General features: G+C 43.1%; 21 protein-coding genes. 15 read left to right on the forward strand and 6 right to left on the reverse strand.

Translation table 11 applies throughout. The features are described 5' to 3' along the window. Positions 1-10: 10 nt before the first annotated feature. Positions 11-3,436: an S-layer homology domain-containing protein gene (locus BUB35_RS06560; RefSeq protein WP_072850259.1), complete on the reverse strand. Its 3,426-nt coding sequence runs from the start codon at positions 3,434-3,436 to the stop codon at positions 11-13. Positions 3,437-3,827: 391 nt separating this feature from the next. Between BUB35_RS06560 and BUB35_RS06565 the strand changes: the two genes are divergently transcribed. The 6 genes from BUB35_RS06565 (at position 3,828) to BUB35_RS06590 (ending at position 11,030) form a co-directional block, all read left to right on the forward strand. Next, positions 3,828-4,526 (forward strand): response regulator transcription factor, encoded by a 699-nt coding sequence (locus BUB35_RS06565; protein ID WP_022254573.1) that lies wholly within the window; start codon positions 3,828-3,830, stop codon positions 4,524-4,526. Beyond that, positions 4,501-6,837 (forward strand): MFS domain-containing histidine kinase, encoded by a 2,337-nt coding sequence (locus BUB35_RS06570; RefSeq protein ID WP_072850261.1) that lies wholly within the window; start codon positions 4,501-4,503, stop codon positions 6,835-6,837. The genes BUB35_RS06565 and BUB35_RS06570 overlap by 26 nt, the downstream gene beginning before the upstream one ends. 242 nt (positions 6,838-7,079) lie before the next feature. Beyond that, positions 7,080-8,339 (forward strand): chloride channel protein, encoded by a 1,260-nt coding sequence (locus tag BUB35_RS06575; protein ID WP_072850263.1) that lies wholly within the window; start codon positions 7,080-7,082, stop codon positions 8,337-8,339. Between the two features lie 323 nt (positions 8,340-8,662). Further along, positions 8,663-9,472, forward strand: a complete 810-nt coding sequence (locus BUB35_RS06580) for a transporter substrate-binding domain-containing protein (RefSeq protein WP_072850265.1) — start codon at positions 8,663-8,665, stop codon at positions 9,470-9,472. A 132-nt stretch (positions 9,473-9,604) separates the two neighbouring features. Continuing rightward, a complete protein-coding gene (locus BUB35_RS06585; protein WP_072850307.1) occupies positions 9,605-10,294 on the forward strand; it encodes an amino acid ABC transporter permease in 690 nt (229 codons plus the stop codon). Then, positions 10,284-11,030 carry an amino acid ABC transporter ATP-binding protein gene (locus BUB35_RS06590; protein WP_072850267.1) on the forward strand — a complete coding sequence of 249 codons (747 nt, stop codon included), beginning with the start codon at positions 10,284-10,286 and terminating at the stop codon, positions 11,028-11,030. Before BUB35_RS06585 ends, BUB35_RS06590 begins: the two co-directional genes overlap by 11 nt. Positions 11,031-11,083: 53 nt before the next feature. Here BUB35_RS06590 and BUB35_RS06595 read toward each other — a convergent pair whose 3' ends face one another. From BUB35_RS06595 to BUB35_RS06615, 5 genes are all read right to left on the reverse strand, one after another. Next, positions 11,084-11,995, reverse strand: a complete 912-nt coding sequence (locus tag BUB35_RS06595; RefSeq protein WP_072850269.1) for a hypothetical protein — start codon at positions 11,993-11,995, stop codon at positions 11,084-11,086. Positions 11,996-12,009: 14 nt separating this feature from the next. Continuing rightward, positions 12,010-12,678 carry an SMI1/KNR4 family protein gene (locus BUB35_RS06600; protein WP_072850271.1) on the reverse strand — a complete coding sequence of 223 codons (669 nt, stop codon included), beginning with the start codon at positions 12,676-12,678 and terminating at the stop codon, positions 12,010-12,012. Between the two features lie 215 nt (positions 12,679-12,893). Then, the gene (locus tag BUB35_RS06605) at positions 12,894-13,535 is read right to left on the reverse strand and encodes an NUDIX hydrolase (RefSeq protein ID WP_072850273.1); all 642 of its coding nucleotides are present in this window, start codon (positions 13,533-13,535) and stop codon (positions 12,894-12,896) included. A 5-nt stretch (positions 13,536-13,540) separates the two neighbouring features. After that, complete coding sequence (locus tag BUB35_RS06610; protein ID WP_072850275.1) at positions 13,541-14,602, reverse strand: tyrosine-type recombinase/integrase; 1,062 nt, start codon at positions 14,600-14,602, stop codon at positions 13,541-13,543. Position 14,603: 1 nt separating this feature from the next. After that, positions 14,604-15,326, reverse strand: coding sequence for a tRNA 2-thiocytidine biosynthesis TtcA family protein (locus tag BUB35_RS06615; protein WP_072850277.1), 723 nt, complete (start codon positions 15,324-15,326; stop codon positions 14,604-14,606). A 139-nt stretch (positions 15,327-15,465) separates the two neighbouring features. On the opposite strand from BUB35_RS06615, the gene BUB35_RS06620 reads away from it, so the two are divergent. The 9 genes from BUB35_RS06620 to BUB35_RS06655 all read left to right on the forward strand — a co-directional run bounded on the left by BUB35_RS06620 (position 15,466) and on the right by BUB35_RS06655 (position 24,875). Continuing rightward, positions 15,466-16,626: a glycoside hydrolase family 3 protein gene (locus BUB35_RS06620; RefSeq protein WP_072850279.1), complete on the forward strand. Its 1,161-nt coding sequence runs from the start codon at positions 15,466-15,468 to the stop codon at positions 16,624-16,626. Positions 16,627-16,715: 89 nt separating this feature from the next. Beyond that, on the forward strand, positions 16,716-18,968 hold the full coding sequence (locus BUB35_RS06625) for a RelA/SpoT family protein (RefSeq protein WP_072850281.1): 2,253 nt from the start codon (positions 16,716-16,718) through the stop codon (positions 18,966-18,968). Between the two features lie 17 nt (positions 18,969-18,985). Then, a complete protein-coding gene (dtd, locus tag BUB35_RS06630; protein ID WP_072850283.1) occupies positions 18,986-19,438 on the forward strand; it encodes a D-aminoacyl-tRNA deacylase in 453 nt (150 codons plus the stop codon). Between the two features lie 15 nt (positions 19,439-19,453). Continuing rightward, the gene (gene hemZ / locus BUB35_RS06635; protein WP_072850285.1) at positions 19,454-20,905 is read left to right on the forward strand and encodes a coproporphyrinogen dehydrogenase HemZ; all 1,452 of its coding nucleotides are present in this window, start codon (positions 19,454-19,456) and stop codon (positions 20,903-20,905) included. Beyond that, positions 20,902-22,149 carry a histidine--tRNA ligase gene (hisS, locus tag BUB35_RS06640; RefSeq protein ID WP_330391119.1) on the forward strand — a complete coding sequence of 416 codons (1,248 nt, stop codon included), beginning with the start codon at positions 20,902-20,904 and terminating at the stop codon, positions 22,147-22,149. Before hemZ ends, hisS begins: the two co-directional genes overlap by 4 nt. 120 nt (positions 22,150-22,269) lie before the next feature. Then, complete coding sequence (locus BUB35_RS06645) at positions 22,270-22,683, forward strand: DUF3788 domain-containing protein (RefSeq protein ID WP_072850288.1); 414 nt, start codon at positions 22,270-22,272, stop codon at positions 22,681-22,683. A 26-nt stretch (positions 22,684-22,709) separates the two neighbouring features. After that, positions 22,710-22,871: a hypothetical protein gene (locus BUB35_RS19015; RefSeq protein ID WP_159432867.1), complete on the forward strand. Its 162-nt coding sequence runs from the start codon at positions 22,710-22,712 to the stop codon at positions 22,869-22,871. A 2-nt stretch (positions 22,872-22,873) separates the two neighbouring features. Further along, a complete protein-coding gene (gene fba / locus BUB35_RS06650) occupies positions 22,874-23,821 on the forward strand; it encodes a class II fructose-1,6-bisphosphate aldolase (protein WP_072850290.1) in 948 nt (315 codons plus the stop codon). Between the two features lie 166 nt (positions 23,822-23,987). Then, entirely contained in the window at positions 23,988-24,875 is an 888-nt protein-coding gene (locus BUB35_RS06655) for an MBL fold metallo-hydrolase (protein ID WP_072850292.1), read from the forward strand. The last annotated feature ends 108 nt before the right edge of the window (positions 24,876-24,983 follow it).

Consider the following 24,983-nt stretch of genomic DNA (forward strand, 5'->3'; position numbering starts at 1 on the left):
GATCGTATGATTATTCAGCAGTTTCAGCAGATTCTGCTGTTGCTTCCATGAAACGCATGATTACGGAAGCAATTTCTGCTCTGGTTGCTGTGCCCTGAGGAGCCAGCTGGTTGTCACCCATGCCGCTGATGTAGCCTTCAGCTACTGCCCACTGCATTGCAGGCTGTGCCCATGTGGAAACGCTTGCGTTGTCCGCAAATTTGGACAGGCCTGCAGAAGCAGTTACGTCATAGCCTTTGTATTTTGCGTAGTTGTACAGCATTACTACCATCTGTTCTCTGGTGATTTCCATGTTAGGAGCGAACAGACCATCACCCATGCCGCTGACGATCTTTTCGTCATTTGCCCAGATGACTGCATCTGTGTACCACTGACCAACGGGAACGTCCATGAATGCGTTTTCAGCATCACATGCGGGACGGCTTTCCATGTTGTAAAGCATCTGTACCAGCATTGCACGTGTCAGTTTGCCGGAAGGAGCGAATTCGTTTTCGGAAATGCCGCTCATGATGCCTTTATCTACAACATATTCTACGCCTTTGAAGAACCAGTCGCTTTCCTTCACGTCTGTGAAGTTCAGTTCTGTTGTTTCTGTGTTTTCTTCGTCCTTGTCTTCTTCTTTGTCAGTATCTTCTGTTGTTTTGCCTTCTTCTTTGAATGTTACGGTAACAGTTACGTCACAGTTTGCCATGCGGAAGGTGTATTTGTTGTCTTTGTCTTCTACTTTCTTTGCGTCGATTTTGTCGCCTTCGTCGTCAACGATTTCGATTTTGTCAACTTCGTAGCCTTTGTCAGGTGTGATAGTCAGTGTGATTTTGTCATCTTCGTAAGCCCAGTCATCGCTGACAGTAACTTCACCGTTTTTGGGATTGATGATGGTGATGTAGCCGTCGTAGCTGTGGGAAGAACCGCCGGAACTAAATCTTTCATTAATGGTCAATTCTTCTCCATCAACAGTGAAGGAACCGGTTCTTGTACCACGTACAGTTTCCATAGTATAGGTGTATGTGCCATCTTTCAGACTATAAACAAATTTTCCTTCAACATTTGGTTTGATTGTGCTATCATTTCTGTCTTTTACTTCAACACTTTCGATTTCTTTGTTTGAGGTAAATGTTACAGTGTAATATTTTGTTGCAGTTCCTGCATTGTTTGTTACAGTACCATTAATTTTACCTTTCTCTTCAATGGTACCATTGTTGGTCAAGGTTGCATCTTTTGCAATAGACAGAGTTACATCGGGGTTGACTACCAAAGTTACACCTTCTGCAACAGTTTTATCTGTAGTCAATTCAGTGTCTTTAACAACGGAAATTGTATTTCCACTCCGAGCTGCAGTTAAAGCATCAGCCAAAGATTCGTAAATTGTTTCGGTTGTTTCGTTGTAGGCTGCACCCAGCTTAGAAACATCATCAGTAAAGTAGGTATAACCTTTCAAGTTTGTACCTTCGCCAGTTACTTTATCAAGCTGAACGCCATCAAGTAAAACATTAGAGCCATCGGATTCAGTCCAAATCTGAACATTTTCTTTGAAGGTACCACCTGTCAAATCCAATGTAGAACCATTACTTTTATCAACATTGATAGCACCCCAAGGGTTACCTTCTGTATTGATGTTGGTAGCTGTAACTTTTGCGCCTTTTATTACCATACCAGCAGTACCGCAATTTTTGATAGTAACATTATTGACAATCAAAGTATTAGTACCATTTGTACCAAATGCGTTGATACCATGTTTTGTATTTTCATTTCCGACGATTGTCAGGTTTTTAATGGTTGCGGAAACGCCACTTACACCTACAATATGGTTTGCAGGTTTATCGATATTATTACCATCTGTACTCTTGACCCAAGATTCAGATGCATAAATGGTGTGGGTATCGCCGTCTAAAGTAACACCATCTTTCAGTGTAATGACAGCTTCATTGTAGTTAGAATTTGCCATAGCCTGAGTGTTTGATACAGTTACATCTTTGACCAATGTAATGGTGTCACCAGATTTGGATTCTGTCAAAGCTTCTTTCAATGTATTGTAATATTTAGCGCCAATTCTTGCGCAGGCAGCACTTACATCCTGTGTGTTTTCAATGGTGTCACCGTTGGTTGTAGTGCTATCTACAAAGGTAATATTCTGTCCAGAAGTATAGCTGCCGATTTTACTTTCGATGACAGCCATGGAGCCGGAACCAGTATTGGAAATAGCGCCTTCAACAGTTGCGTTTGTAATTTCAACAGTACCAGCAGAAGGGTTTTTAACATCACCATTAATGGTTACACCATTATTGATAACAAAAGAACCTTTAGTATTTTCTGGAGCAGCAGTACTGGTGCCGCCTGTCAAAAATTCAATATCTCCAGTGATGGTACCATTAGAAATTGTTACTTCAGGAATCTTTGAAGAGTTTAAAAGATTAGACTTATCAATACCAATGGTAATATTTCCATTGATGGTTCCACCAGTAATTTCTGTATTTCCGCACTGTCCATTATAACCCCAAGTGGAAACTTTACCATTCATAGTACCGCCGGAAATAACGGCGGTTGTCCAGTTCTGAATGGCTTGTTCAGGGCTTTCGATGACAACGTCACCACGGACAGTCAAGGTGCTCAGTTCGCCTTTGCCTGTATCATCATTTTTTACAGCAATAAAATCATGTTTCAGATATCCGCCAGAAATGTCCATCTCACCTTCATTTCGAATCAGAGAGGATGTTGATTTAACAACTTTATTAATAATGGAACCACCTTTGATATTCATTGTGCCATCATTGCTGATTACGTACCAAGAATTATCTGTGGCTTCTTCACGAGTCAAAGTACCACTTTCAATATCAACAGTGCCGCCGTAGTTGTTTACCAAAGCACCTTTGCCATGGGTAGAGTTAGTGATTGTACCAGTTTTTTCTTCGCTGGAATCTTTGATTGTCAGCTTCCCATTATTAGTAATGGTATGATTGGATGTATTTGTGATGGTATAACCATTCAAATCTAATGTGATATTCTGATCTTCTGCAATTGTGAAATCGCCTGTTACATTATTTTTCAAAACAATAGTAGATTCGGTTGTACCGGCTTGTTTCAAAGCATCGGACAATGTAGTATATCCGTTTCCTTGTGTTTCGTCAACGTAGAAAACATTTTCTTTTGCGCTGGCTTCATCATTTAATTCCTCAACAGTAGTGATACCCTCTGTTGTTTCAGTACCTTCATCAGAAAGAACCTCTTCTTCCTCTGTCTTTTCCGCAGGTGTCAGTTCTGCCCAAGCGGTACCTTCTTCGGTTGTTGTTTCCTCTGTCTGATCCGCAGAGGTCAAAGCAGGCGCTTCAATCACGTCTGTTTTGACAGGTTCGTCTGCCAATGCAGTCACAGGAGCCGCTGTCACAGCCATAGCAACTGCCAGAGACAGGGAAATCATTTTTCCTGTACGTTTTTTCATGATATTCCTCCTTAAAACATAAATTTTTTTCTTGTCACACCGTTACACTTTTGCCCCGAATGGTATGGCAGAAAAAACATAACTCATTACGCCTGCATTATACATCATTTGTGAAAAAATTACAAGGGTATACAGGTAAAATTTACATATATCATAAAAATAATTATGTATTGTGATAAAACATAAAAAATACATAGAAATAGTAGGGATTAAAAAATAATAGAAGAATGATATTTTTGTCAGTTAGAACATTCCGCCTTTGTGTTTTATCCCGGAACATGGTAAACTGTTTTTAGATAATTTAATTTTTTTGTAAGGAAGTCACCGTTTTTTTGTAAAATTTACTTGTTATGATATCGTTGAGAAAAAATGCAATACAGGGGGAAATATTATGGAAAATAAATTTAATATTCTGGTTTGTGATGACGACAAGAGCATCGTGGATGCCATCGAAATTTATCTGAAACAGGAAAACTATAATGTAATCAAAGCCTATAACGGTCTGGAAGCATTGCAGGCATTGGAAGAAAATGAGATCCATCTGATTCTGCTGGATGTGATGATGCCTAAAATGGACGGGCTCAATACAACAGTGAAAATCCGTGAAACACTGAATATTCCCATTATCATTCTGTCTGCCAAATCTGAAGACACAGATAAGATTCTGGGTCTGAACTTCGGTGCCGATGATTATATCACAAAACCGTTTAATCCGCTGGAACTGCTGGCAAGAGTAAAAAGCCAGATGCGTCGGTATACCTCTTTGGGCAGTATCGCAGAAAAAAGCAATGTGATTAAAATTGGTGGTCTGGAACTGGACAAAGATGCCAAGGAAGTTCGTGTGGAAGGGGAACCTGTAAAACTGACTGCAACGGAATATGGCATTTTGCAGCTTTTGATGGAAAATGCCGGAAAAGTATTCTCCATTGATCAGATTTATGAAAAAGTATGGAATGAATTATCTTTCGCACCGGAAAATACGGTTTCTGTGCATATTCGTCGTATTCGTGAAAAAATCGAGATCAATCCGAAAGAGCCAAAGTATTTGAAGGTGGTGTGGGGTATTGGCTACAAAATCGAAAAAATCTAAGCTGTATCAGACTGGCTGGAAGGTATGTGCTGCCTGTATACTCTTTATCATGGCGCTGGTGATTTTTTTCTGTGGGGTTGTCTTTTCCAGCATAACGAAAAACTGGGGCAGGAGCATCCTGACGGAAGAAAATTTTTATGACACTGTGGAGTTGCGGAACCTGTTTTTTTCTGCATTAGACGAAGCAGTTTTGGCTGATGTTTATTATGAAAGCGAAGCCAAGATACAGTCAGGGGAAAAAGTGGACAGGGAAGCACTGCTGGCTGGGTTCAAGAGATATTACAACATCATTGATGGGGTCATAACTGGTAATACAGAAATCAATGATACTTATGACGGACTTATTGTTTATGGAGTCATTCCCGAAAGGCTGGAGGACAAGTTCATAGAATATGAGGAATTGGTAGAAACTCGTCTGCCTCAGTACCGCCAGATGTACATTCAAGATCAGTTGGATGAGTACCGAGAAGCGGTGCGGTATCTAGAAGGTTTAACGAATTTTTATTATTTTGTAGAAGATGAGCAGGGGCGTGTCATTGCCGGAAATGCAACACGAGCAGAAGTTAGCAGTAAAAGCCATACCATCATGCTTTCTGCAGAATTCTCCAGTGATAACCTCAGCGATAAGTCTTATTACGCATACAGCAATGCTTATGTGGAAAACAGCAATTACCGTGTGTATGCCGCAGTGGATGAGCCGCTTAGAGAGGGCGATGATTTCTATGATTTATATCAGGAATTTGTATTGGCAAAGACCAGTATGCCTTACCTGTTTGTGGTATCCACCGTTGCTTTTTTGCTGTTTATGATTTGTTTGGTATATCTGATTCGTGTGGCAGGTCAGAAAACAAAAGGCGGTCAGGTGAAATACCTCCTTGTAGACAGAATCTATAATGAAATACATTTCCTGTTGGTGGCGTTGTTTGGAATCTTTTCCTTCTTTATGGCACTGACGCTGCTGGAGTTTATTCTTTACCGCGGTATGCCATTCTGGTCCTATGTATTCTTGACGCTGCTGGGCATTTTGTATATTGCAGACGTAGCAGTGGGGCTTAGTTACGTTTTGTCCCTGAGTAGACAGATCAAAGGAAAGATTTTGGCACGGAATACGTTGGTTTCTGTATTCCTGCGGAAAATAGCATCTCTTTTCACTGGGGCAACTTTTAGGGGTTGGATGCTGTTAGTGATGCTGGCATATGGCGTTGGCAACTGTTTCCTGGTGTTTATGATCTGTATGTATTTTAACAGTAGTCTGGTACTTTTGTTCTTTGGGCTTTTGATTGCGTTTAATATATTCTGCTTGTATCTGTTTTTGCGTGCCTTGCGTTCTTTGAAGCGCATTATGATTTCTGCGAGAGAAACGTCAAAAGGCAATCTGACTTACCAGTTGGATTTGGCAGAGATTTCTCCGTCTTTCCTGAATTTTGCGGAAGATATTGCAAATATTCAGGATGGGTTGAAAAACGCCGTAGAAGAAGCGGTAAAAGGGGAGCGTATGAAAACAGAATTGATCACCAATGTTTCCCATGACTTGAAAACACCGCTGACATCCATCGTCACTTACGTGGATTTGCTGAAACAGCAGAAACTGGACAACCCGGTTGCCAGAGATTATGTGGATGTGCTGCAAGTGAAGTCCTATCGTTTGAAACAATTGATTGAAGATCTGATCGAAGCCAGCAAAGTTTCCAGCGGCAATGTGGCTGTAGAAAAAATGCGCATTGATTATCGTCAGTTGACTATGCAGGCAATTGGGGAAATGGAAGAAAAGATTGAAGAAGCGAAACTGGAATTCAGGCTCAGTTGTCCAGAACCAGTCTTTATCGAAGCAGATGGCAGACATATGTGGCGAATTCTGGAAAATATGCTGTCAAATGTCATCAAGTATTCTATGGTAGGTTCTCGAGTATATATTGATATTTTCCAGACGGAAGAACACGGGATTCTGGTAATGAAAAATATTTCCGCAGCGCCTATTGACTTTGATGCTACTCGACTGACGGAACGTTTTGTCCGTGGGGACAGTTCTCGTACTACAGAAGGCAGTGGTCTGGGACTTTCCATTGCCCAAAGTCTGGCAGAAGTACAGGGCGGTACTTTTGGTATTCAGGTAGATGGCGATTTGTTTAAAGCCATTGTTAGCATGCAGCTTTGGAGAAATGATCCCAGCGAAGAGGAAGAACAAGACGATGAAATGGAAGAAGAATCTGTGGAAGAAACCAAAGACGAAACAGGAATGATGGAAATGGAAGAATGTTCTTCGGAAGAACAGGAAGAAATGCAAACAGACGAAGAAGAACAGAAGCCATGAACCAAAGTAATAGATTGAATGAGTTATATCAGAATATCTAATAGGTAGAAATTTTTTGGAAAAGTAATTTTTTCAGAAGGTGTCTTTTGAGGAAATTGCTTTTTCTTTGCAAAAATTCTGGGTTTTGTTTTGCAGGAAAGATGGGCTATGGTATAATGACTGCAAACTGTTTTGATAGGAAGAACAAATCTTCTAAGGATGGATTCTGCAGGAAGAAATTAGAATAAAAGGAGAGATTCGGTTTGCTGGAAAGACTTAACCGTTATTTAGAGGGCAGTGAAAAGGGCGTTTACGTTTTTTTGATATGGTCTTTCATCGGTGCTGTCATTGGTGCAGTTGTTGGTGTGGTAGGAATTATATTTCATATATTGCTGGAGGAAGTGACTGCATTTCGCATGTCCCATCCATGGATACTGTTTCTGCTGCCTTTGGGCGGTCTTGTCATTGCAGGGCTGTACCACTTGCTTCGGATGCAGAATGACCGCGGTACCAATCTGATTTTGATTGCCGTTCGTGTCAATGAAAAAGTAAGTTTGCGTTTGACACCGCTGATTTTTATCAGTACCATCATTACTCATTTGCTGGGCGGTTCTGCCGGCAGAGAAGGGGCAGCGCTTCAGATTGGGGGAAGCATTGGATCTTTTATCGGCAGAAAAATCAAGCTGGATGAAAAGGATGAAAGAATCATTACCATGTGCGGTATGAGTGCTGGCTTTGCGGCATTATTTGGTACACCTGTAGCGGCGGTGGTGTTTTCTATGGAAGTCATTACTGTTGGTATTATGCATTACTCAGCCATTGTGCCAAGTATTATTGCTGCCATTACAGCAACAGGTATCTCCATGGCCTGCGGGGTGACGCCAACAGCATTTACATTGGAGTCTGTACCGTCATTGAGCCCATCAGGTGTTGGGTCTGTCATATTGTTAGGAATGTTTTGTGCTGGTGTCAGTGTGCTGTTTTGTCTGGCTATGGAAACGGCAGGGAAATACTATAAACAAATCTTTAAGAATGGATATATCCGTATTTTTGTCGGGGGATGTATTGTGGTGGCAATCACATTGCTGCTGGGTACCCGTGATTATAACGGGGCAGGGATGGATGTCATTGCCCGTGCCATTGCAGGGGAAGCGGAATATCCGGCGTTTTTGTGGAAAATTCTGCTGACAGCGTTGACACTGGGAGCAGGATATAAAGGCGGCGAAATCGTACCATCCTTTTTTGTGGGGGCAACCTTTGGGTGTGTCATTGGTCCATGGATTGGATTGCCGGCATCTTTTGCAGCAGGAACAGGTATGGCTGCGCTGTTTTGCGGTGTAACAAACTGCCCCATTGCTTCTGTGATTCTTTGTGTGGAACTCTTTGGCGCAGAAGGGATTGCATACTACACGCTGGCTTGTGCTGTCAGCTATATGCTGTCTGGATATTATGGCTTATATTCGGAACAGAAAATCATGTATTCCAAAATGCAGCCAGAGTTTATTAACAAGAGCGTTCATTGATGTCTGCGCAGAAAAAGGGATTTTTGCAATAAAAGAACGAATAGAATTTTTGAATAAATGAGTTTTATGCATTATTTTATACATAAAAATGATTTGTCAAAATTACAAAAGTAGTTTGGAAAAATGAAAATATGGCTCGAAAAACTTGAAAAATGGGAAAAACTGTGCAATGTGAATAAAAAAAGTTGAAAATCAAAGAATTTCTGGTGAAACATTCTGATTGCATTTTATGCATGAGTCTAGTATAATCCTATTTGTAAGACAGCAATGACTGTAAAGCAAGTTCAAAAAAGAGAAAAGAAGTTTTAGGGAGGTAAATTGGTATGAAAAAATATTTAAAAGGCATTCTTGCAACAACAATGGTACTGTCTATGACAGCAGCTCTGGCTGGCTGCGGCGGCAGTGGTGAAACAGCTACAACAGATGATACAGCAGCTGAAGGCGGCGAAGCAAAAGAAACTCTGGTTCTGGCAACCAGCGCAGACTTCCCTCCTTATGAATACTACGAAGGTCAGGAAATCGTTGGTATCGACGCTGAAATTGCAAAAGCACTGGGCGAAAAACTGGGTTATGACGTACAGATCGAAGATATGAACTTCGACTCCATCATCCCTTCCATTGTTTCCGGCAAAGCTGACATCGCAATGGCAGGTTTGACTGTAACACCTGAACGTCAGGAAAGCGTTGACTTCACAGACAGCTATGCAACAGGCGTGCAGGTAGTTATCGTAAATGCAGATTCTGACATCACAAGCGTTGATGATCTGTTTGCAGAAGGTGCAAATCATACAATCGGTGTTCAGACAGCAACAACTGGTGACCTGTACACAACAGGCGATATCGAAGAAGCTGGTCTGGGTACAGTAGAACGTTACACAAAAGGTACTGACGCAGTAGCAGCTCTGACATCCGGCAAAATCGACTGTGTTGTAATCGACAACGAACCCGCAAAAGCATTCGTTGAAGCAAACGAAGGTCTGAAAATTCTGGATACAGAATATATCACAGAAGACTATGCAATCGCTCTGGCAAAAGACAGCGAACTGACAGAATCCATCAACACAGCTCTGCAGGAACTGAAAGACGACGGTACAGTACAGTCCATCATCGACAAATACATCACAGCAGAATAATTTTTGGAAATCAATAAAGAACCATAAACCGGGGACGGGAAACCGTCCCTGTTTTGGCATTACAGGAAAAAAGGAGGACTTTTTTTGGAAGGAATACAGACCTGGTGGGAAGGAATCCAGCAGCAGTTTTATATGAACTTCATTGAGGATGATCGGTGGAAATATCTTTGGAACGGTCTGGGCGTTACATTGCAGTTGACATTCTGCGCTGTACTGATCGGTATTGTTCTGGGTGTCATTCTGGCAATGATCCGTTCTACATATGATAAAAACTATCAGGAAATGCGTCCCGGTTTCGGACGTTTTATGCTGAAGATTTTAAATGTTATCGCAAAAATTTATCTGACAGTGATTCGTGGTACACCTGTTGTTGTACAGCTGATGATCATGTACTATATCATTCTGGCATCCTCTAATAATAAATTGCTGGTTGGTATGATTGCTTTCGGTGTCAATTCCGGTGCTTATGTAGCGGAAATTGTACGAAGCGGTATCATGTCCATCGATCCAGGTCAGTTTGAAGCAGGACGCAGTTTGGGCTTTAACTATGTGCAGACCATGCGTTACATCATCATTCCACAGGCACTGAAGAACGTATTGCCTGCACTGGCAAACGAATTCATTGTATTGCTGAAAGAAACCTCTGTTGCAGGTTACATCGCTATGCAGGACCTGACAAAAGGCGGCGACATTATCCGCGGCGTTACATACAGCCCCTTTATGCCTTTGATCGGCGTCGCGTTGATTTACCTGGTTATGGTTATGTTCTTTACCTTCCTGGTAAATAAACTGGAAAGGAGATTGAGAAACAGTGAGCGGTAATGAATCCTTGATCCGTGTGGAAAATTTACAGAAACATTATAATAAAGGTGCCATCAAAGCACTGGACGGCATCAATACAGAAATCAAGAAAGGCGAAGTTGTGGTTGTTATCGGTCCTTCCGGTTCTGGTAAATCCACATTTCTGCGCTGCTTGAATCTGTTGGAAGTGCCTACTGGCGGACACATTTATTTTGATGGCGTAGATATTACAGATATCAAAACAGACATCAATATCCATCGTCAGAGAATGGGTATGGTGTTCCAGCACTTCAATCTCTTTCCCCATATGACCATTTTGAAAAATATGATCATTGCGCCTATGAAACTGCAGGGAAAAAGCGAAGCAGAAGCAACGGAAATGGCAATGAGTCTGCTGCGCCGTGTTGGTCTGGAAGATAGAGCAAACGCATATCCTTCTCAGCTTTCTGGTGGTCAGAAACAGCGTATTGCCATTGTGCGTGCTCTGTGTATGCAGCCGGAAGTGATGCTTTTTGACGAACCTACTTCCGCTCTTGACCCCGAAATGGTTGGCGAAGTTCTGGAAGTTATGAAACAGCTGGCGGAAGAAAACATGACCATGGTAGTGGTTACCCACGAAATGGGCTTTGCCCGTGAAGTGGCAACCCGTGTTATGTTCATGGCAGATGGCCGTCAGGTGGAAGAAGGCACACCAGAAGAAATCTTTACAAATCCCAAAAGCGAACGTTTGCAGACATTCCTTGCGAAAGTGCTGTAATCAAAAACCCCTTTTGTTTATATACAAAAGGGGTTTTTCTATGTCAAAATATATTAAGGTTGTAATGTCAAGGAACCACCGGAAAGAGAAGTGGTTCCACCGGCTTTTTCTTTTCTATAAGAAGTGCTATTCTCGCCGCCGGAAAGAACGGTTCCGTCAGTTGTTGTCACAGAGAAGGTGATGAGATAATCTGTGCCTTCCTCAAATTTGTTTGTAAAGTCCGCGGAAAATCCTAACCGCTGCAAGTTTTCCACATCTGGCGTGGGTGCCATAGGTTCATCGGTGTAAACATCTTCTAAAGCATCATCCGGATTGTCCATAAGAGACATGGGAACCGTAAAACATTCCCCAGTATTAGCGTTTTCCACATTAGCTTCTGCTTTTACGATGTCCTTTGCTTCATAGAAAGAATCCGATGGATATACCAGCAGATATAATGTAGAAGAATTTTGTCCCCATTGGCTTTGAGCGTCTATGTTGCTGTATTGGGCTGTGGAAACGCTGCCCAGTTCTTCCTGTCTGGTGACACCATTGGATGAAATGGCAATGGAAAGGATTCCATCATCAAAAAGCCCTGTTACCATAGCGGCTTTCCATACACCGTTTTCCAAGGTGGCTTTTTGGGACTGTACAGAACCATCTGCTTTTTTCACGCGAAACTCAGCCATTTCTCCATCTGTAATGGCTTTTGGTGTAGCTTCCGCTAGAAGCACAATGGCACCATCTTGTTTTTGAACAGAAAAATTGGAGCTGGAAAGGAGACTGGACTGTTTATCTAAAATATTTTCCATTCGCTGGGTGATGCTGGATGTGTTGACAGAAATGCTGTCCATGACTTGATTCTGCATATTTGCCATTTGTTGTTCCAGCGCTTTTTGCCTGTTGGAAATCTGAAACAGGAATCCGGTGTTAACCACAAGCAGACCAGCGCAGATACCTAAGGCAATATGGGTTTTGTTCATCATATGCTTGCTCCTTTCTATTTTTGGTTTTGGAAAAAGAAACTGCGAAAAAGTTTGGCGTTGGGACAGTCAGGCTGGATGCCATCGGTTTTGTTTGGCAAAAAGGGAGCCATCTGTGTATCCTCTGTTCCGCAGAGCCCCACTGCCGCGTATCGCTCCAGAAAATCCCTGAAGGAGTGTCCCAATACATAGAGGTGATATTCTGCGGCATAGGAATCTAAATAAAGAACGGGCGGATCGAAAGCATCCTGACTGTAATCAAATACCAGAAGATCTCCGCAGGGTACCCAAGTCAGAGGGAGTACATTTTGCAGCTGTGCAGCAGAGGGATGTTCTGGTTCTGCCAGACAGACGCGAATCGCCTCTTGACAGCTTTGGTTTAATAACGGCAGGTCATCCAGAGAAAGTTCCAGAAAAGCGGAAAATAAACTATGGATGGAAGACGGTAATTTTTTCAAGAAATCATCAGAAAAATACGCAGTCAATTTCAGATAGCGTGAATGATGGAGAAAAAATGTCCGCAGGCTGTCAGGAAGTCTGCGATGGATTTGTTTTTCCACAGCGGAGATTTCTTCTTCTGTGGCAGGCGGTTCCAACTGAAATAAAGGGGGATTATCTTTCTCACAGATTGGCGTATATGCCTCCATCCAGCGGGACATGGTTTTCACAATTTCTTCATAGTCCATATAGCTCCCTCCATTCTTCCGAAAAAAGCTCTTTTTTTCATCATAAAGAAAAAGGAAGATTTTGTCCAGAAAAAACAGCTTTAAAGGTTTTATCAAAGCTGGTTTAGGAGCATCTTCATCAGAAAATAAAGAAAGCTGAAATCCTTATCCATTTATAGAGGATTTCAGCTCTTTTGTTTTATAAGATTTTATTTGATTTTGCTTTTTATGTATTTTTATTTCCGTTCAGCTTTTTCACTCTGTAATGTGGTGATAATATGGTCGATGATTTGGGCAGTCAGTCCCCAAATGGTTTTCCCTTCATAATTGTAGAACAGTTCGGGAACCTTGTAATCCCGGAAACCATATTCCTTGCCGTTTTCAATGCGTTCATAAGGAAAAGACACAGTCATATCTGCCCGCCAGTACATATAATGTACTTCCGGTTTCTGTTCCATGAAAAAGGAAATGGGCACTGTAAAGACTTCTGCCACTTCTTCTTTCTGGCAAGTCAGATTCTTGTAATGGTCATAGGAAACGAATCCAATATATGGCTGAATCAATGCACCATAAACGGTGAGCATGAAGTTACTTTTGCCTAAAATCTGGATTTGTTCCGCAGGAATGCCGATTTCTTCCTCTGTTTCCCGCAGAGCGGTTTGTTTCAGATTTTCGCCTTTTTCCTGATGCCCACCGGGAAAGCAGATGTCGCCGGGCTGGCGTACATGGGCAGCGCGTTTTGTCAGAACAAAATGCAGTTCATTATTTTTCTCTGTCAGCAGAGCCATGATGCCGAATTTTTTCAGTTGCAGTATGGGCTGCGGTTCCTTTGCGCCAAAAGTCTGGCGAAAGTCCGAGGTAGTAGGTTTTTCTGCCAAAACAATCAGTCCTTTCTCAGCTTGATATAGGAAGCGGCGCGTTTCCGCCGGTTTTCTTCAATTTCCGCATAGTGTTTTCGGGTGGTGTTAACGTCTGCATGCCCCAATGTATCGGCTACCAGATAAATGTCGCCTGTTTCCTGATAGAGATTGGTGCCGTAGGTGCTCCGCAGTTTATGAGGCGTAATGTTTTTTGCCGTAACCCCGTGGGCGTATTTTTTTACCAGATTCTGCACAGCACGAACAGAAATGCGTTTTCCCTGAGAAGAAAGGAAAAGGGCGTCGTCATTTTCGTCTTTGGTGACTACCTGATTCCGTTCCTCAAGATAATCGGAAAGGGCTTCTGCCACTTCTTCTCCGAAATACAGCATCACTTCATTACCGCCTTTGCGCAGGACTTTTACAGCATAATTCTGAAAATCCAAATCTTTCCGGTTGATGCCTACACATTCTGATACACGCATACCAGTGCCCAGCAGCAATGTGATGAGTGCCAAATCACGCTTTTTTGTTTTCTCATGGCGGGCTTTCTGCCGGTCAGTCAAGTTATTGCCACTTTCCACCGCATCCAGCAGGTTTGCCATTTCGTTGACATCCAGACGGGTAATTTTCTTTTCGTGGATTTTTGGCGTATCCACAATGGTGGCAGGATTGGCTTTGATCTTTCCTTTTTTATAGAAATATTTATACATGGAACGAACAGAAGCCAGTTTTCTTGCCTTGCCTTTTTCGTCGTTATGATGGGCTGTTTGCTGCTCTGGCTGGTTCTGGTCAGGGGCAATATAATAGGAAAGATATTCCAGATAACATTCGATATCCTCTGATGTAATTTGATCCAGTGCATCCACTTCCAGATGGCGGGTTTCCATACCGCCCAGCTTATCATGTTCTTCATAAAGGTAGCGGAAAAACACACGCAGGTCATAGGCGTAAGCCAGTCTGGTTTTTGTGGAAGTGGTCTGAGCGATACCACGGAAAAACTCCCGCAAAAATGGTGGCAGGTCTGCCTGTACTTCTCGCAGCAGTTCCGTTTCTTTGATCTTCAGTTCTTCATGGTAAACAGACATCTTAGATCTCTCCGTTCCAACCCTTGATTTGTGAGCGCTTGATGGCGCCGAATACTTTTTCCTGCAAGTTATCGTAATTTTTGGACAGTTCTGCCAGCAGTTCTTTTGTTTCCTGACGTTTGGTGTTACCGTCTGCCAGACAGGGGTTTTTTACGATATCAATGCCGCTTTTTGTCACAAAAGAACGACATTCCCATTCGGGCACATACATGAGCGGGCGAATGGAATAGAGCTTGCTTCGATCCAGATAGCTAACAGGTGCAAAGCAGTTGATGCGCCCTTCGTAAAACAGGGACATGAAGAATGTTTCCACCACGTCGTCTTTGTTGTGACCTAATGCTACTTTATTACAGCCCAGTTCTTCCGCTTTGGTATTCAAAGCGCCTTTACGCATTTTTGCGCAGAGGGAACAGGGATTTTTTTCTTTTCTTTCTTCAAAAATAATCTGTCCGATATCCGTGTTGACAACGGTATAAGGCACACCGATGCTGTCACAAAGTGCCTGAATGTCATCATAAACAGCCCCGGGCAGTCCCAGAGAAACGGTGATGGCTTCCAGTTCGAAGTGCTTGGGATAAAAACGCTGCAAATGCTTCAGCGCAATGAGCAGACAGATGCTGTCTTTCCCCCCGGAAACGCCCACAGCGATTTTGTCGCCTTCCTCGATCATGTGGTAATCGTCCACAGCACGGCGGACATAACTCAGTAATTTCTGTAATTTCATAAATGCTTGTTCCTCCTCATTTCATGGTTTCCATTATAGCGAATTTTTGTGAAAAATCAAAGGAATACTGTTCATTTTTTTGGAAAAGGGATATAATGAAAGCAATATAGATTTTGAAACGTATCATGGGAGGAACCATATGAAAAAGTCAATGACCTTTCTGCTGGCAGCAGCGGTAGCAATGTTCGCAGGATGCGGACAGGAAGAAACAGTAGAGAAACAGCCGGAAGTGACTGTGGAAAAAACGGCTGAAGAATTGAAAGAAGATGCTGTGGCAGAAAAAATGGAGCACATGACTGTAGAGGAAAAAGTAGGGCAGATGCTCATGATGGATTTTCGGAAAAATCCTGACGACAGCGGCATGACTGTTCTTTCGGAAGATGTGGCAAAGAAGATTGCTGACTACCATTTGGGCGGTGTTATTTTGTTTGCGGAAAATCTTGATACAGCAGAACAGACAAAAAAACTTGTTGCAGATATGCAGAAGGCGGCGGACATGCCTTTGCTCATTGGCATTGACGAAGAAGGCGGCATGGTTTCCAGACTGGATAAAAGTCAGATTCCCCATACTTCCATTCCCAATGCAAAAGACATGAATGGAGATACAGCGCAGGCGGAAACCGCTGGTAAGGAAATTGGCAGTGTCTTGTCAGAATTGGGAATCAATGTGGATTTCGCACCCATTGCGGATATTCATACCAATCCAGAAAATACGGTCATTGGCGATCGTGCTTATGGAACCGATGCCCAGACAGTAGCGGATATGGCTTCTGCTTTTGCAAAAGGGCTGGAAAGCGAAGGTGTCAGTGCAACGGCAAAACATTTCCCGGGACATGGTGATACAGGGACAGACTCCCATGACGGTATGGCGGTTTCAGAACATGATTTGCAGCGCCTGCAGGAAGTGGAATTTGTGCCTTTTCACCGTTTGGCAGATGAAGGCATTGATTTGATGATGGTGGGACACATCACCATGCCTAATGTGACAGATGATGGTCTGCCCGCAAGTCTTTCCAAAGAAGCCATTGATTTATTGCGGGACGAACTGGATTATGACGGCATCGTTATCACCGATGCCATGAATATGGGTGCCATTGTGGATTATTACCCTGACGGAGAAGCGGCTGTGAAAGCGGTGGAAGCAGGTGTGGATATTGTGCTGATGCCGGCGGATTTGGATGATGCCTACAACAGCCTGTGTGAAGCGGTACAGACCGGGGAAATTTCAGAAAACCGGCTGGATGAAAGTGTGGAAAGAATCCTGTCTCTGAAGTATGATAAGGGAATGTTGGTTCCATAAATGCAAAGTATTGAAAAAACAACAAAAAATTGGTATAATATTTTTTAATCTTTTTTAAAAATCCGAAGAAAAACGGGGAGTTAAAACATATGAATGAGGAAGAAAGAGGGGTGACAGGTATGGCTATTGAAGTTCAACTGTATCAGGAATTGGTGGAAAAAATCAAAACGTACCATCCTGCAAAAGACTTTGATATGCTGGAAAAAGCATACAATCTGGCAAGAGAAGCCCATAAGGATCAAAAGCGTAAGTCCGGCGAGCCATATATCATTCATCCTTTGAAAGTTGCGTATATTCTGGCTGAACTGGAATTGGACATGGAATCCATCGTTGCGGGGATTCTCCATGACACCATTGAGGATACGCCTTATACCTATGAAGATATTTCACGTATTTTCAGTGAGGAAATCGCCGTTCTGGTTGACGGTGTTACAAAATTGGGTAAGTTGTCTTACTCCACAAAAGAAGAAATTCAGGCAGAAAACTATCGTAAGATGTTTTTGGCAATGGCAAAGGATATCCGTGTTATTTTGATCAAACTGGCTGACCGTCTGCATAACATGCGGACACTGAACTATATGACGCCGGAAAAACAGCGGGAAAAAGCCCAGGAAACCATGGATATCTATGCGCCTTTGGCACATCGTCTGGGGATTTCCAAGATCAAATCGGAAATGGAAGATCTGTGCTTTAAGTATCTGAATCCAGAAGCCTATTTTGATCTGGCTGCAAAAATTGAAAAGAAACGTATCGAACGTGAAACATTTGTTGCGGATATCGTCAAAGAAGTCCGTGAAAAAATGGAAGAAGCGGGTATCAAAGGCAAAATTGAAGGACGCAGCAAACACTTTTTCAGTATTTATAAAAAAATGGTCAACCAGAATAAGACACTGGACCAGATTTATGACCTGTTTGCCGTTCGTGCCATTGTGGATTCCGTCCGCGACTGTTACGCGGTGCTGGGTATCGTCCATACCATGTATAAACCCATGCCGGGACGATTCAAGGACTATATCGCTATGCCCAAGCCCAATATGTATCAGTCCCTCCATAATACACTGATCGGTCCTTCCGGGGAACCTTTCGAAATCCAGATTCGTACATGGGAAATGCATCGTACCAGTGAATATGGTATCGCAGCCCATTGGAAATACAAAGAAGGCAAATCCGGCGAAAAAGGCACCAAAAAAGAAGAAGCAAAACTGGCTTGGCTCAGACAGATTCTGGAATGGCAGAAAGATATGTCTGATAATAAAGAATATCTGGATACCATCAAGCTGGATTTGAATATCTTTACTGACCAGGTATACGCTTTTACACCACAGGGCGAAGTTATTCAGCTGCCAAAGGGTTCTACACCCATTGACTTTGCTTATATGATTCACTCCGCTGTCGGCAATAAGATGGTAGGTGCAAGAGTCAATAACCGTATGGTAACCATTGACTATAAGATTCAGAACGGGGATATCGTAGAAATCATGACATCCCAGAACTCCAAAGGTCCTAGCCGTGACTGGCTTACATTGGTCAAGAGTTCTCAGGCACGTACCAAGATCAAGCAGTGGTTTAAAAAGGAAGAAAAAGAAGAAAATATCATCCGCGGTCGTGAATTGATTTTGGCGGATATGAAGAAAAAAGGTTTGCAGCCTTCCGACCTGCTCCGTCCTGAATGGCAGGAACTTGTCATTAATAAATATGACTTTAAGGATTGGAATGCTGTCCTTGCAGCCATCGGATATGGCGGCCTGAAAGAAGGTCAGGTTGTCAATCGACTGAAAGAAGAATATCTGAAAGAAAAACGGAAACAGCAGACAGCAGAAGATATTCTCAATGACTTTGAGAAAACTGTCAGCCAGAAACCGTTGAAACATAAGAGCAAGAGCGGCATTGTGGTAGAAGGCGTCGGCGATGTTGCCGTGCGTTTCTCCAAGTGCTGCAGTCCCGTTCCCGGCGACGAAATCGTTGGTTTTGTCACTCGCGGACGTGGGGTTACCATCCACCGTACTGACTGTATCAATATTCTGAACCTGAGCAATGAAGAACGGGGCAGATTGATTGATGCGGAATGGGATACCCAGTATACCCATGGGGAAGTGGATGCTTCCTATCTGGCAGAAATTCGTGTCATTGCCAACGACCGTACTGGTCTGCTGCTGGAAATCAGCCGCCATCTGGCAGACGAGGACATTTCTGTCAAAGGCTTCAATATCCGTACCACAAAGGATATGACAGCCATTTTCAACATCACTATGGAAATCAGAACAAAAGATCAGCTGGAACGTGTCAATAAACGATTGAAAGGCATCAAAGGCATCATTGATATTGAACGTGTCAGCGGCTAAGTAATAGGAGGATGAACATGCGCGCAGTATTGCAGAGAGTTTCACAGGCAAGTGTAGCCGTTGACGGTCAGGTCATCGGTGAAATCGGAAAAGGTGTTATGGTATTGTTCGGCATGCTGGGAACAGACGACGACAAGACCATTGAATATATGCTAGATAAGGTTGTAAACCTGCGTATTTTTGAAGATGAAAACGGTAAAATGAATCTGTCTTTGCTGGATATTGACGGGGAACTGCTCATTGTGCCTAACTTTACTTTGTATGGCGATGCTAGAAAAGGCAGACGTCCCGGTTACTCCGGCGGTGCGGCTCCCGATGTGGCATCCGTGCTGTTTGAAAAACTTTGTGCGAAAGCAAAGTCTATGCCCATTAAGAAAGTGGCAACCGGTCAGTTCCAGGCAGATATGAAAGTGGCACTCATCAACGATGGTCCTGTAACACTGCTGCTGGATAGTGAAAAATTGTTCTAAAAAAGGATTTTGAATATGATATATTATCGTTTACGGGGACATGAGCTGCAAAATGACGTGCAGACCATGGTACAGGTGTTTTACCCCAATTTGCATTATTATCGGACAGAGGAAATCTCTGACGAAGAAACAACTGTAGAAAGTTCCGTGGAAAAAGGCATTGCTTCGGCAATGCTTTATCGGCGTGGAGAGCAGGTTTCTGCTTGGTCTGTGCCTTATACAGAACCTTTGACAGAAAAAGAGAAAAAACGTCTGGTAAAGCTGACCATTTTTGCCCTTTTGAGCAGAGAAACGGGTATGTATCCCAGATGGGGGCTTTTGACAGGCGTTCGTCCTGCGAAAATTGTCAATACCCTTCTTTCCGAAGGCAAAAGCGACGAAGAATGTCTGCGGTATCTCACAGAAAAGTATCTGGTGGCGCAGCAGAAAGCGGAATTGACTTTGAAGGTGGCAAAAGCGGAGCGCAGACTTTTGGCAGGCAATGAAAAAACAGACATCAGCCTGTATATCGGCATTCCATTCTGTCCTACCCGTTGTCTGTACTGTTCCTTTACGGCTTATCCCTTGAAGCAGTATGAAAAAAGAGTGGACGAGTATCTGGATGCCATGTTCAAAGAAATGGAATATCTGGCAGAGTACGCCCAGAACTTCCATTTGAAAAATATCTATATTGGCGGCGGCACACCTACCTCTTTGACAGAGGAACAGCTGGAACGTCTGCTGCAAAAGGTACAGGAATTGTTCGCACCAACAGAAGATATGGAATACACTGTGGAAGCTGGTCGTCCTGATACCATCACGAAGGAAAAACTGCGGCTCATGAAAGTTTATGGCGTCAACCGTATTTCCATCAATCCCCAGACCATGAACGAGGAGACTCTTAAACGTATTGGCAGACGCCATACGGTGGAGGACATCCGCCGGGTATTCTGGGAAGCCAGAGAAGTGGGACATGATAATATCAACATGGATTTGATTCTGGGTCTGCCTGAAGAAACACCGGAAGATGTACGTCAGACTATGGAAGAAATCATGGCGCTGGAACCGGATAACGTAACCGTTCACACACTGGCGGTAAAACGCGCATCCCGTTTGAAAGAACAGTTTGACCTGTATACCATGACCACAGCGGAAGTGCTGGAGGAAATGCTGGAAATTGCGGCGGATTACGCGGAAAGAATGGGACTGGAGCCTTATTATATGTATCGCCAGAAAAATATGGTAGGGAACTTTGAAAACGTGGGATACTGCAAACCCGGCAAAGAAGGGGTTTACAACATCCAGATCATGGAAGAAAAACAGACCATTCTGGCAGCAGGCGCAGGGGCAAGCACAAAAACTGTTGACCCATCTACAGACCGCATCGAGCGTGTGTTTAACGTAAAGAGCATTGAAGATTATATCGGCAGAATTGACGAAATGATAGAAAGAAAGCGGCAGAGATTGCCGCAGGGAGGTAAATTATGATTCAGTTGGTAAAAGGTACAAAGGATATTTACGGTGCAGAGGTAAAAGCATGGCAGCGCATCGAAGGCAAAATGCGCAATCTCTGCGAAACATTCGGCATTGGGGAAATCAGAACACCTGCCTTTGAATTTACAGAACTTTTTGTCAGAGGTGTAGGGGAAACAACCGATATCGTACAGAAAGAAATGTATACCTTCACAGACGACGGTGACAGAAGCCTGACACTGCGCCCCGAAGGTACAGCAGGCGCTGTTCGTGCGTACATCGAACATGGTATGCACAACAACGCACAGCCTACAAAGCTGTATTATATTTCTCCCACATTCCGTTGTGAAAACACACAGGCAGGCAGACAGCGTCAGTTCCACCAGTTTGGTGTGGAAATGCTGGGTTCCTACAGCGCAGCACAGGATGCGGAAGCTATTTCCGTTGCAGCAGCACTGCTGGAAGAAATGGGCATCCATGGTGTACAGCTGCGTATGAACAGCTTGGGCTGTCCTGAATGCCGCAGCAGATACAACAAACAGCTGCGCGAATTCATCGGCAACAATCTGGACAAGCTGTGCCCTACATGCAAAGAACGTTTTGAAAAGAACCCTCTGCGTGTTCTGGACTGTAAAGAAGAAAGCTGTCAGGCTGTTATCGCAAACGCGCCTTCCGTTCTGGATTGTCTGGATGAAGAATGTACTGCACACTTCCAGAAAGTACAGGATATCCTGACAGAAATGGGCATTGATTTTGTTATTGATCCTAAGATTGTTCGTGGTCTGGACTACTATACAAGAACTGTATTTGAATTTGTATCCGATGGTTTGACTGTTTGCGGCGGCGGTCGTTATGACAATCTGGTAGAAGAATGCGGCGGCAAACCCACCGGCGCCGTTGGTTTCGGTCTGGGTATTGAAAGACTGATGATGATTCTGGAAAAACAGAATGGTCCCATCGAAGAAGTACCTGAACGTGACGTTTACATCGGTTCCATGGGTGAAAAAGGCTTGATCAAAGCTCAGGGCATCACACTGGCACTGCGGAAAGCAGGCGTGCGCGCAGAATGCGATACCGTAGAACGCAGCGTAAAAGCACAGATGAAATACGCAAACAAGATTGGTGCGAAATACTCCGTTATCATTGGGGATTCCGAACTGGAAAACAACAGTGTAGAACTGAAGGAAATGGAAACAGGTGAAAAAGAAACTGTTGTTCTTTCCGAACTGGCAGAAGTGCTGAAAGCAAAATTGAAATAAGACAGAGAAAAGGGACAGAAAGGATTCTGTCCTTTTTTTATCTGAGAAAAGAAATGACGATTCTAATCTCTTGTGGTATGATGTAAGAAAAACAAGTGTACATGAAGAAAGGAGGGCACCATGCTGGACAGTATCCCCGGTGGGGATGAAATGAAAAGTTTGTTGGGAGATTCCCTGTATGATGTTTGGACGCAGTTAACCGCTTGCATTGATGAAAAATATGATATGGAACGGACATGGAACAAAGGCGGCAAGGCATGGAAATATGAGTACAAATATCGTCGGGGCGGCAAGACATTGTGCGCCTTGTATGCACGGGAAAACGGTGTAGGATTTATGGTCATCCTTGGAAAAGAGGAGAGAGCAAAGTTCGAAGCGGACAAAGATGCCTATGCCAAAGAGATTCAGCAGGTTTATGAAGAATCCAAGACCTATCACGATGGGAAGTGGCTGATGTTTGAGCCAAAGGATCAGTCGTTATTTGATGATTTCATGAAATTGCTGTTGATCAAAAGAAAACCTAACAGAACGTAATTTGTTTCTGCACATGAGGAAAATGGATGCGGAAAAGAGCAGAAATACAATCTTTTCCCTCAGAAAAACAGGATTTTGACAAAAGAATGTCAGTATTGTGGCAAAAGTCCTTGCCACAATGCCCATTCTGGTATTATAATTTTAATGTAGGATATTTTATTCCTAAAAAAGAGAAAGAGGTGTTTTAAAAATGGCATTGGTAACAACAAAGGAAATGTTTGAAAAGGCATTCCAGGGCGGTTACGCGATTGGTGCGTTCAACATCAACAATATGGAAATCGTACAGGGCGTTGTGGCTGCCGCAAAAGCACAGAACTCCGCAGTTATCCTGCAGGTATCTAAAAGTGCGCTGAAATATGCTCACCCGAAATATCTGAAAGCTATGGTTGACGCGGCTGTAGAAGAAACAGGTCTGGACATTGCGCTGCATCTGGATCATGGTCCCGATCTGGAAACATGTAAAGAATGCATCGAATGCGGTTTCACATCCGTTATGTTCGACGGTTCTCATTATGACTACGAAGAAAACGTAGCAAAAACAAAAGAAGTAGTAGAATATGCGCATGCAAGGGGCGTAGTGGTTGAAGCGGAATTGGGCAAACTTGCAGGCGTAGAAGACGATGTAAAAGTAGACGCTGCCAACGCTACTTACACAGACCCTGACCAGGCTGTAGACTTCGTAAAACGCACAGGCGTTGATTCTCTGGCAATTGCCATTGGTACAAGCCATGGTGCTTACAAATTCAAAGGTGAAGCAAAACTGGACTTCGACCGTCTGGAAACCATCACAAAGAAATTGGAAGATGCCGGCTTCCATAATTTCCCCATTGTACTGCATGGTGCTTCCTCTGTAGACCAGAGATGCGTTGCAATGTGCAATGAATACGGTGGTAAAATCGACGGTGCAAAAGGTATCCCTGCGGAAATGCTGCGTAAAGCATCTTCCATGGCTGTTTGCAAAATCAACATGGACACAGACCTGCGTCTGGCTATGACAGCTGCAATCCGTAAATCCTTTGGCGAAAATCCCGCAGCTTTCGACCCTCGTGGTTACCTGGGTGACGCAAGAAACCTGATTCAGGAACTGGTAGAAGACAAAATCAAAAACGTGATCGGTTCTGTAGATTCTATGAAATAAGAAATATCAGAACAATGATATTTAACTAAAAATAGAAAGAGCAATATCTGTTTGAATATGCAGATGTTGCTTTTTTTTGTACTGGAAAAGATACATGTTCTTGCAATGCCTTTATGGATGGGATAAAATAGAAACAGAGTAATTTGTTATCCAAGGAGGGATTCTTATGTATGAACTGGTTCAGGTGGCAGCAAACACCTATTATATCAATAGCCCGTCTAAAATGGGCGTATACCGTGTCAGCGACGATGATGTATGGCTCATTGACAGTGGCAATGACAAAGATGCAGGCAGAAAAGTGCAGAAAATTCTGGAAGCACAGGGGTGGAAATTGACAGCCATCATCAATACTCATTCCAATGCAGACCATATCGGCGGCAATACGCTGCTGCAAAATCGTCTGAATTGTGCCGTTTACAGCACACCCATGGAAAACGCTGTCATTGAAGCACCCATTCTGGAACCCTCTTTCCTCTATGGGGGCTATCCTTTCAAAAAACTGCGGAATAAATTCTTAATGGCAACACCTTCCAAAGCCCAGGATATTGCCGAAGCAAAACTGCCGGAAGGTATGGAAATCATTCCGCTGGGCGGTCATTTCTGGCAGATGATTGGTGTGAAAACACCAGATGATGTATATTTCCTGGCGGATTGTCTGTTTGGGGAAAATATCGTGGCAAAATACCACGTGAACTTTGTTTATGACTTGCAGGCATTTTTGGATACACTGGACTTTGTGGAACAGTTTCAGGGAAAACTCTGTATTCCTGCTCATGCGGAACCCACAGAAGATATTGTGTCACTGGTGAAAGTCAACCGTGACAAGTCTTTGGAAATTCTGAATAAGCTGCTGGAAATCTGCAAAACACCAAAAAACTTTGAATTGGTATTGAAAGAAATCTTTGAAGCCTTTGATCTGACCATGGATTATGGACAGTATGTCCTTGTAGGCAGCACCATTCGTTCCTATTTATCCTACCTGCTGGATAAGGGACAAATGGAGGCTTATGTGGAAAATAATCTGCTTCTTTGGAAGACCGCAGAAACTGTATAATTTGCTGAAAAAGTTTGTGACATTTTTTGTTATATTCTGTATACAGATTTCCTGTTTTTTGTTGACATGCTCATAGATAGGCTTTATTATATTGCATAGACCATTGAA

Source organism: Anaerotignum lactatifermentans DSM 14214 (assembly GCF_900142265.1).
Lineage (GTDB): Bacteria > Bacillota > Clostridia > Lachnospirales > Anaerotignaceae > Anaerotignum > Anaerotignum lactatifermentans.

What these genes read in the sequence shown, in the direction of transcription:
- BUB35_RS06560 (WP_072850259.1), bottom strand. Translation starts at nt 3,436, where the DNA reads ATGAAAAAACGTACAGGAAAAATGATTTCCCTGTCTCTGGCAGTTGCT.
- BUB35_RS06565 (WP_022254573.1), top strand. Translation starts at nt 3,828, where the DNA reads ATGGAAAATAAATTTAATATTCTGGTTTGTGATGACGACAAGAGCATC.
- BUB35_RS06580 (WP_072850265.1), top strand. Translation starts at nt 8,663, where the DNA reads ATGAAAAAATATTTAAAAGGCATTCTTGCAACAACAATGGTACTGTCT.
- BUB35_RS06585 (WP_072850307.1), top strand. Translation starts at nt 9,605, where the DNA reads ATGAACTTCATTGAGGATGATCGGTGGAAATATCTTTGGAACGGTCTG.
- BUB35_RS06595 (WP_072850269.1), bottom strand. Translation starts at nt 11,995, where the DNA reads ATGATGAACAAAACCCATATTGCCTTAGGTATCTGCGCTGGTCTGCTT.
- BUB35_RS06600 (WP_072850271.1), bottom strand. Translation starts at nt 12,678, where the DNA reads ATGGACTATGAAGAAATTGTGAAAACCATGTCCCGCTGGATGGAGGCA.
- BUB35_RS06610 (WP_072850275.1), bottom strand. Translation starts at nt 14,602, where the DNA reads ATGTCTGTTTACCATGAAGAACTGAAGATCAAAGAAACGGAACTGCTG.
- BUB35_RS06615 (WP_072850277.1), bottom strand. Translation starts at nt 15,326, where the DNA reads ATGAAATTACAGAAATTACTGAGTTATGTCCGCCGTGCTGTGGACGAT.
- BUB35_RS06620 (WP_072850279.1), top strand. Translation starts at nt 15,466, where the DNA reads ATGAAAAAGTCAATGACCTTTCTGCTGGCAGCAGCGGTAGCAATGTTC.
- BUB35_RS06625 (WP_072850281.1), top strand. Translation starts at nt 16,716, where the DNA reads ATGAATGAGGAAGAAAGAGGGGTGACAGGTATGGCTATTGAAGTTCAA.
- dtd (WP_072850283.1), top strand. Translation starts at nt 18,986, where the DNA reads ATGCGCGCAGTATTGCAGAGAGTTTCACAGGCAAGTGTAGCCGTTGAC.
- hemZ (WP_072850285.1), top strand. Translation starts at nt 19,454, where the DNA reads ATGATATATTATCGTTTACGGGGACATGAGCTGCAAAATGACGTGCAG.
- hisS (WP_330391119.1), top strand. Translation starts at nt 20,902, where the DNA reads ATGATTCAGTTGGTAAAAGGTACAAAGGATATTTACGGTGCAGAGGTA.
- BUB35_RS06645 (WP_072850288.1), top strand. Translation starts at nt 22,270, where the DNA reads ATGCTGGACAGTATCCCCGGTGGGGATGAAATGAAAAGTTTGTTGGGA.
- BUB35_RS19015 (WP_159432867.1), top strand. Translation starts at nt 22,710, where the DNA reads ATGCGGAAAAGAGCAGAAATACAATCTTTTCCCTCAGAAAAACAGGAT.
- fba (WP_072850290.1), top strand. Translation starts at nt 22,874, where the DNA reads ATGGCATTGGTAACAACAAAGGAAATGTTTGAAAAGGCATTCCAGGGC.
- BUB35_RS06655 (WP_072850292.1), top strand. Translation starts at nt 23,988, where the DNA reads ATGTATGAACTGGTTCAGGTGGCAGCAAACACCTATTATATCAATAGC.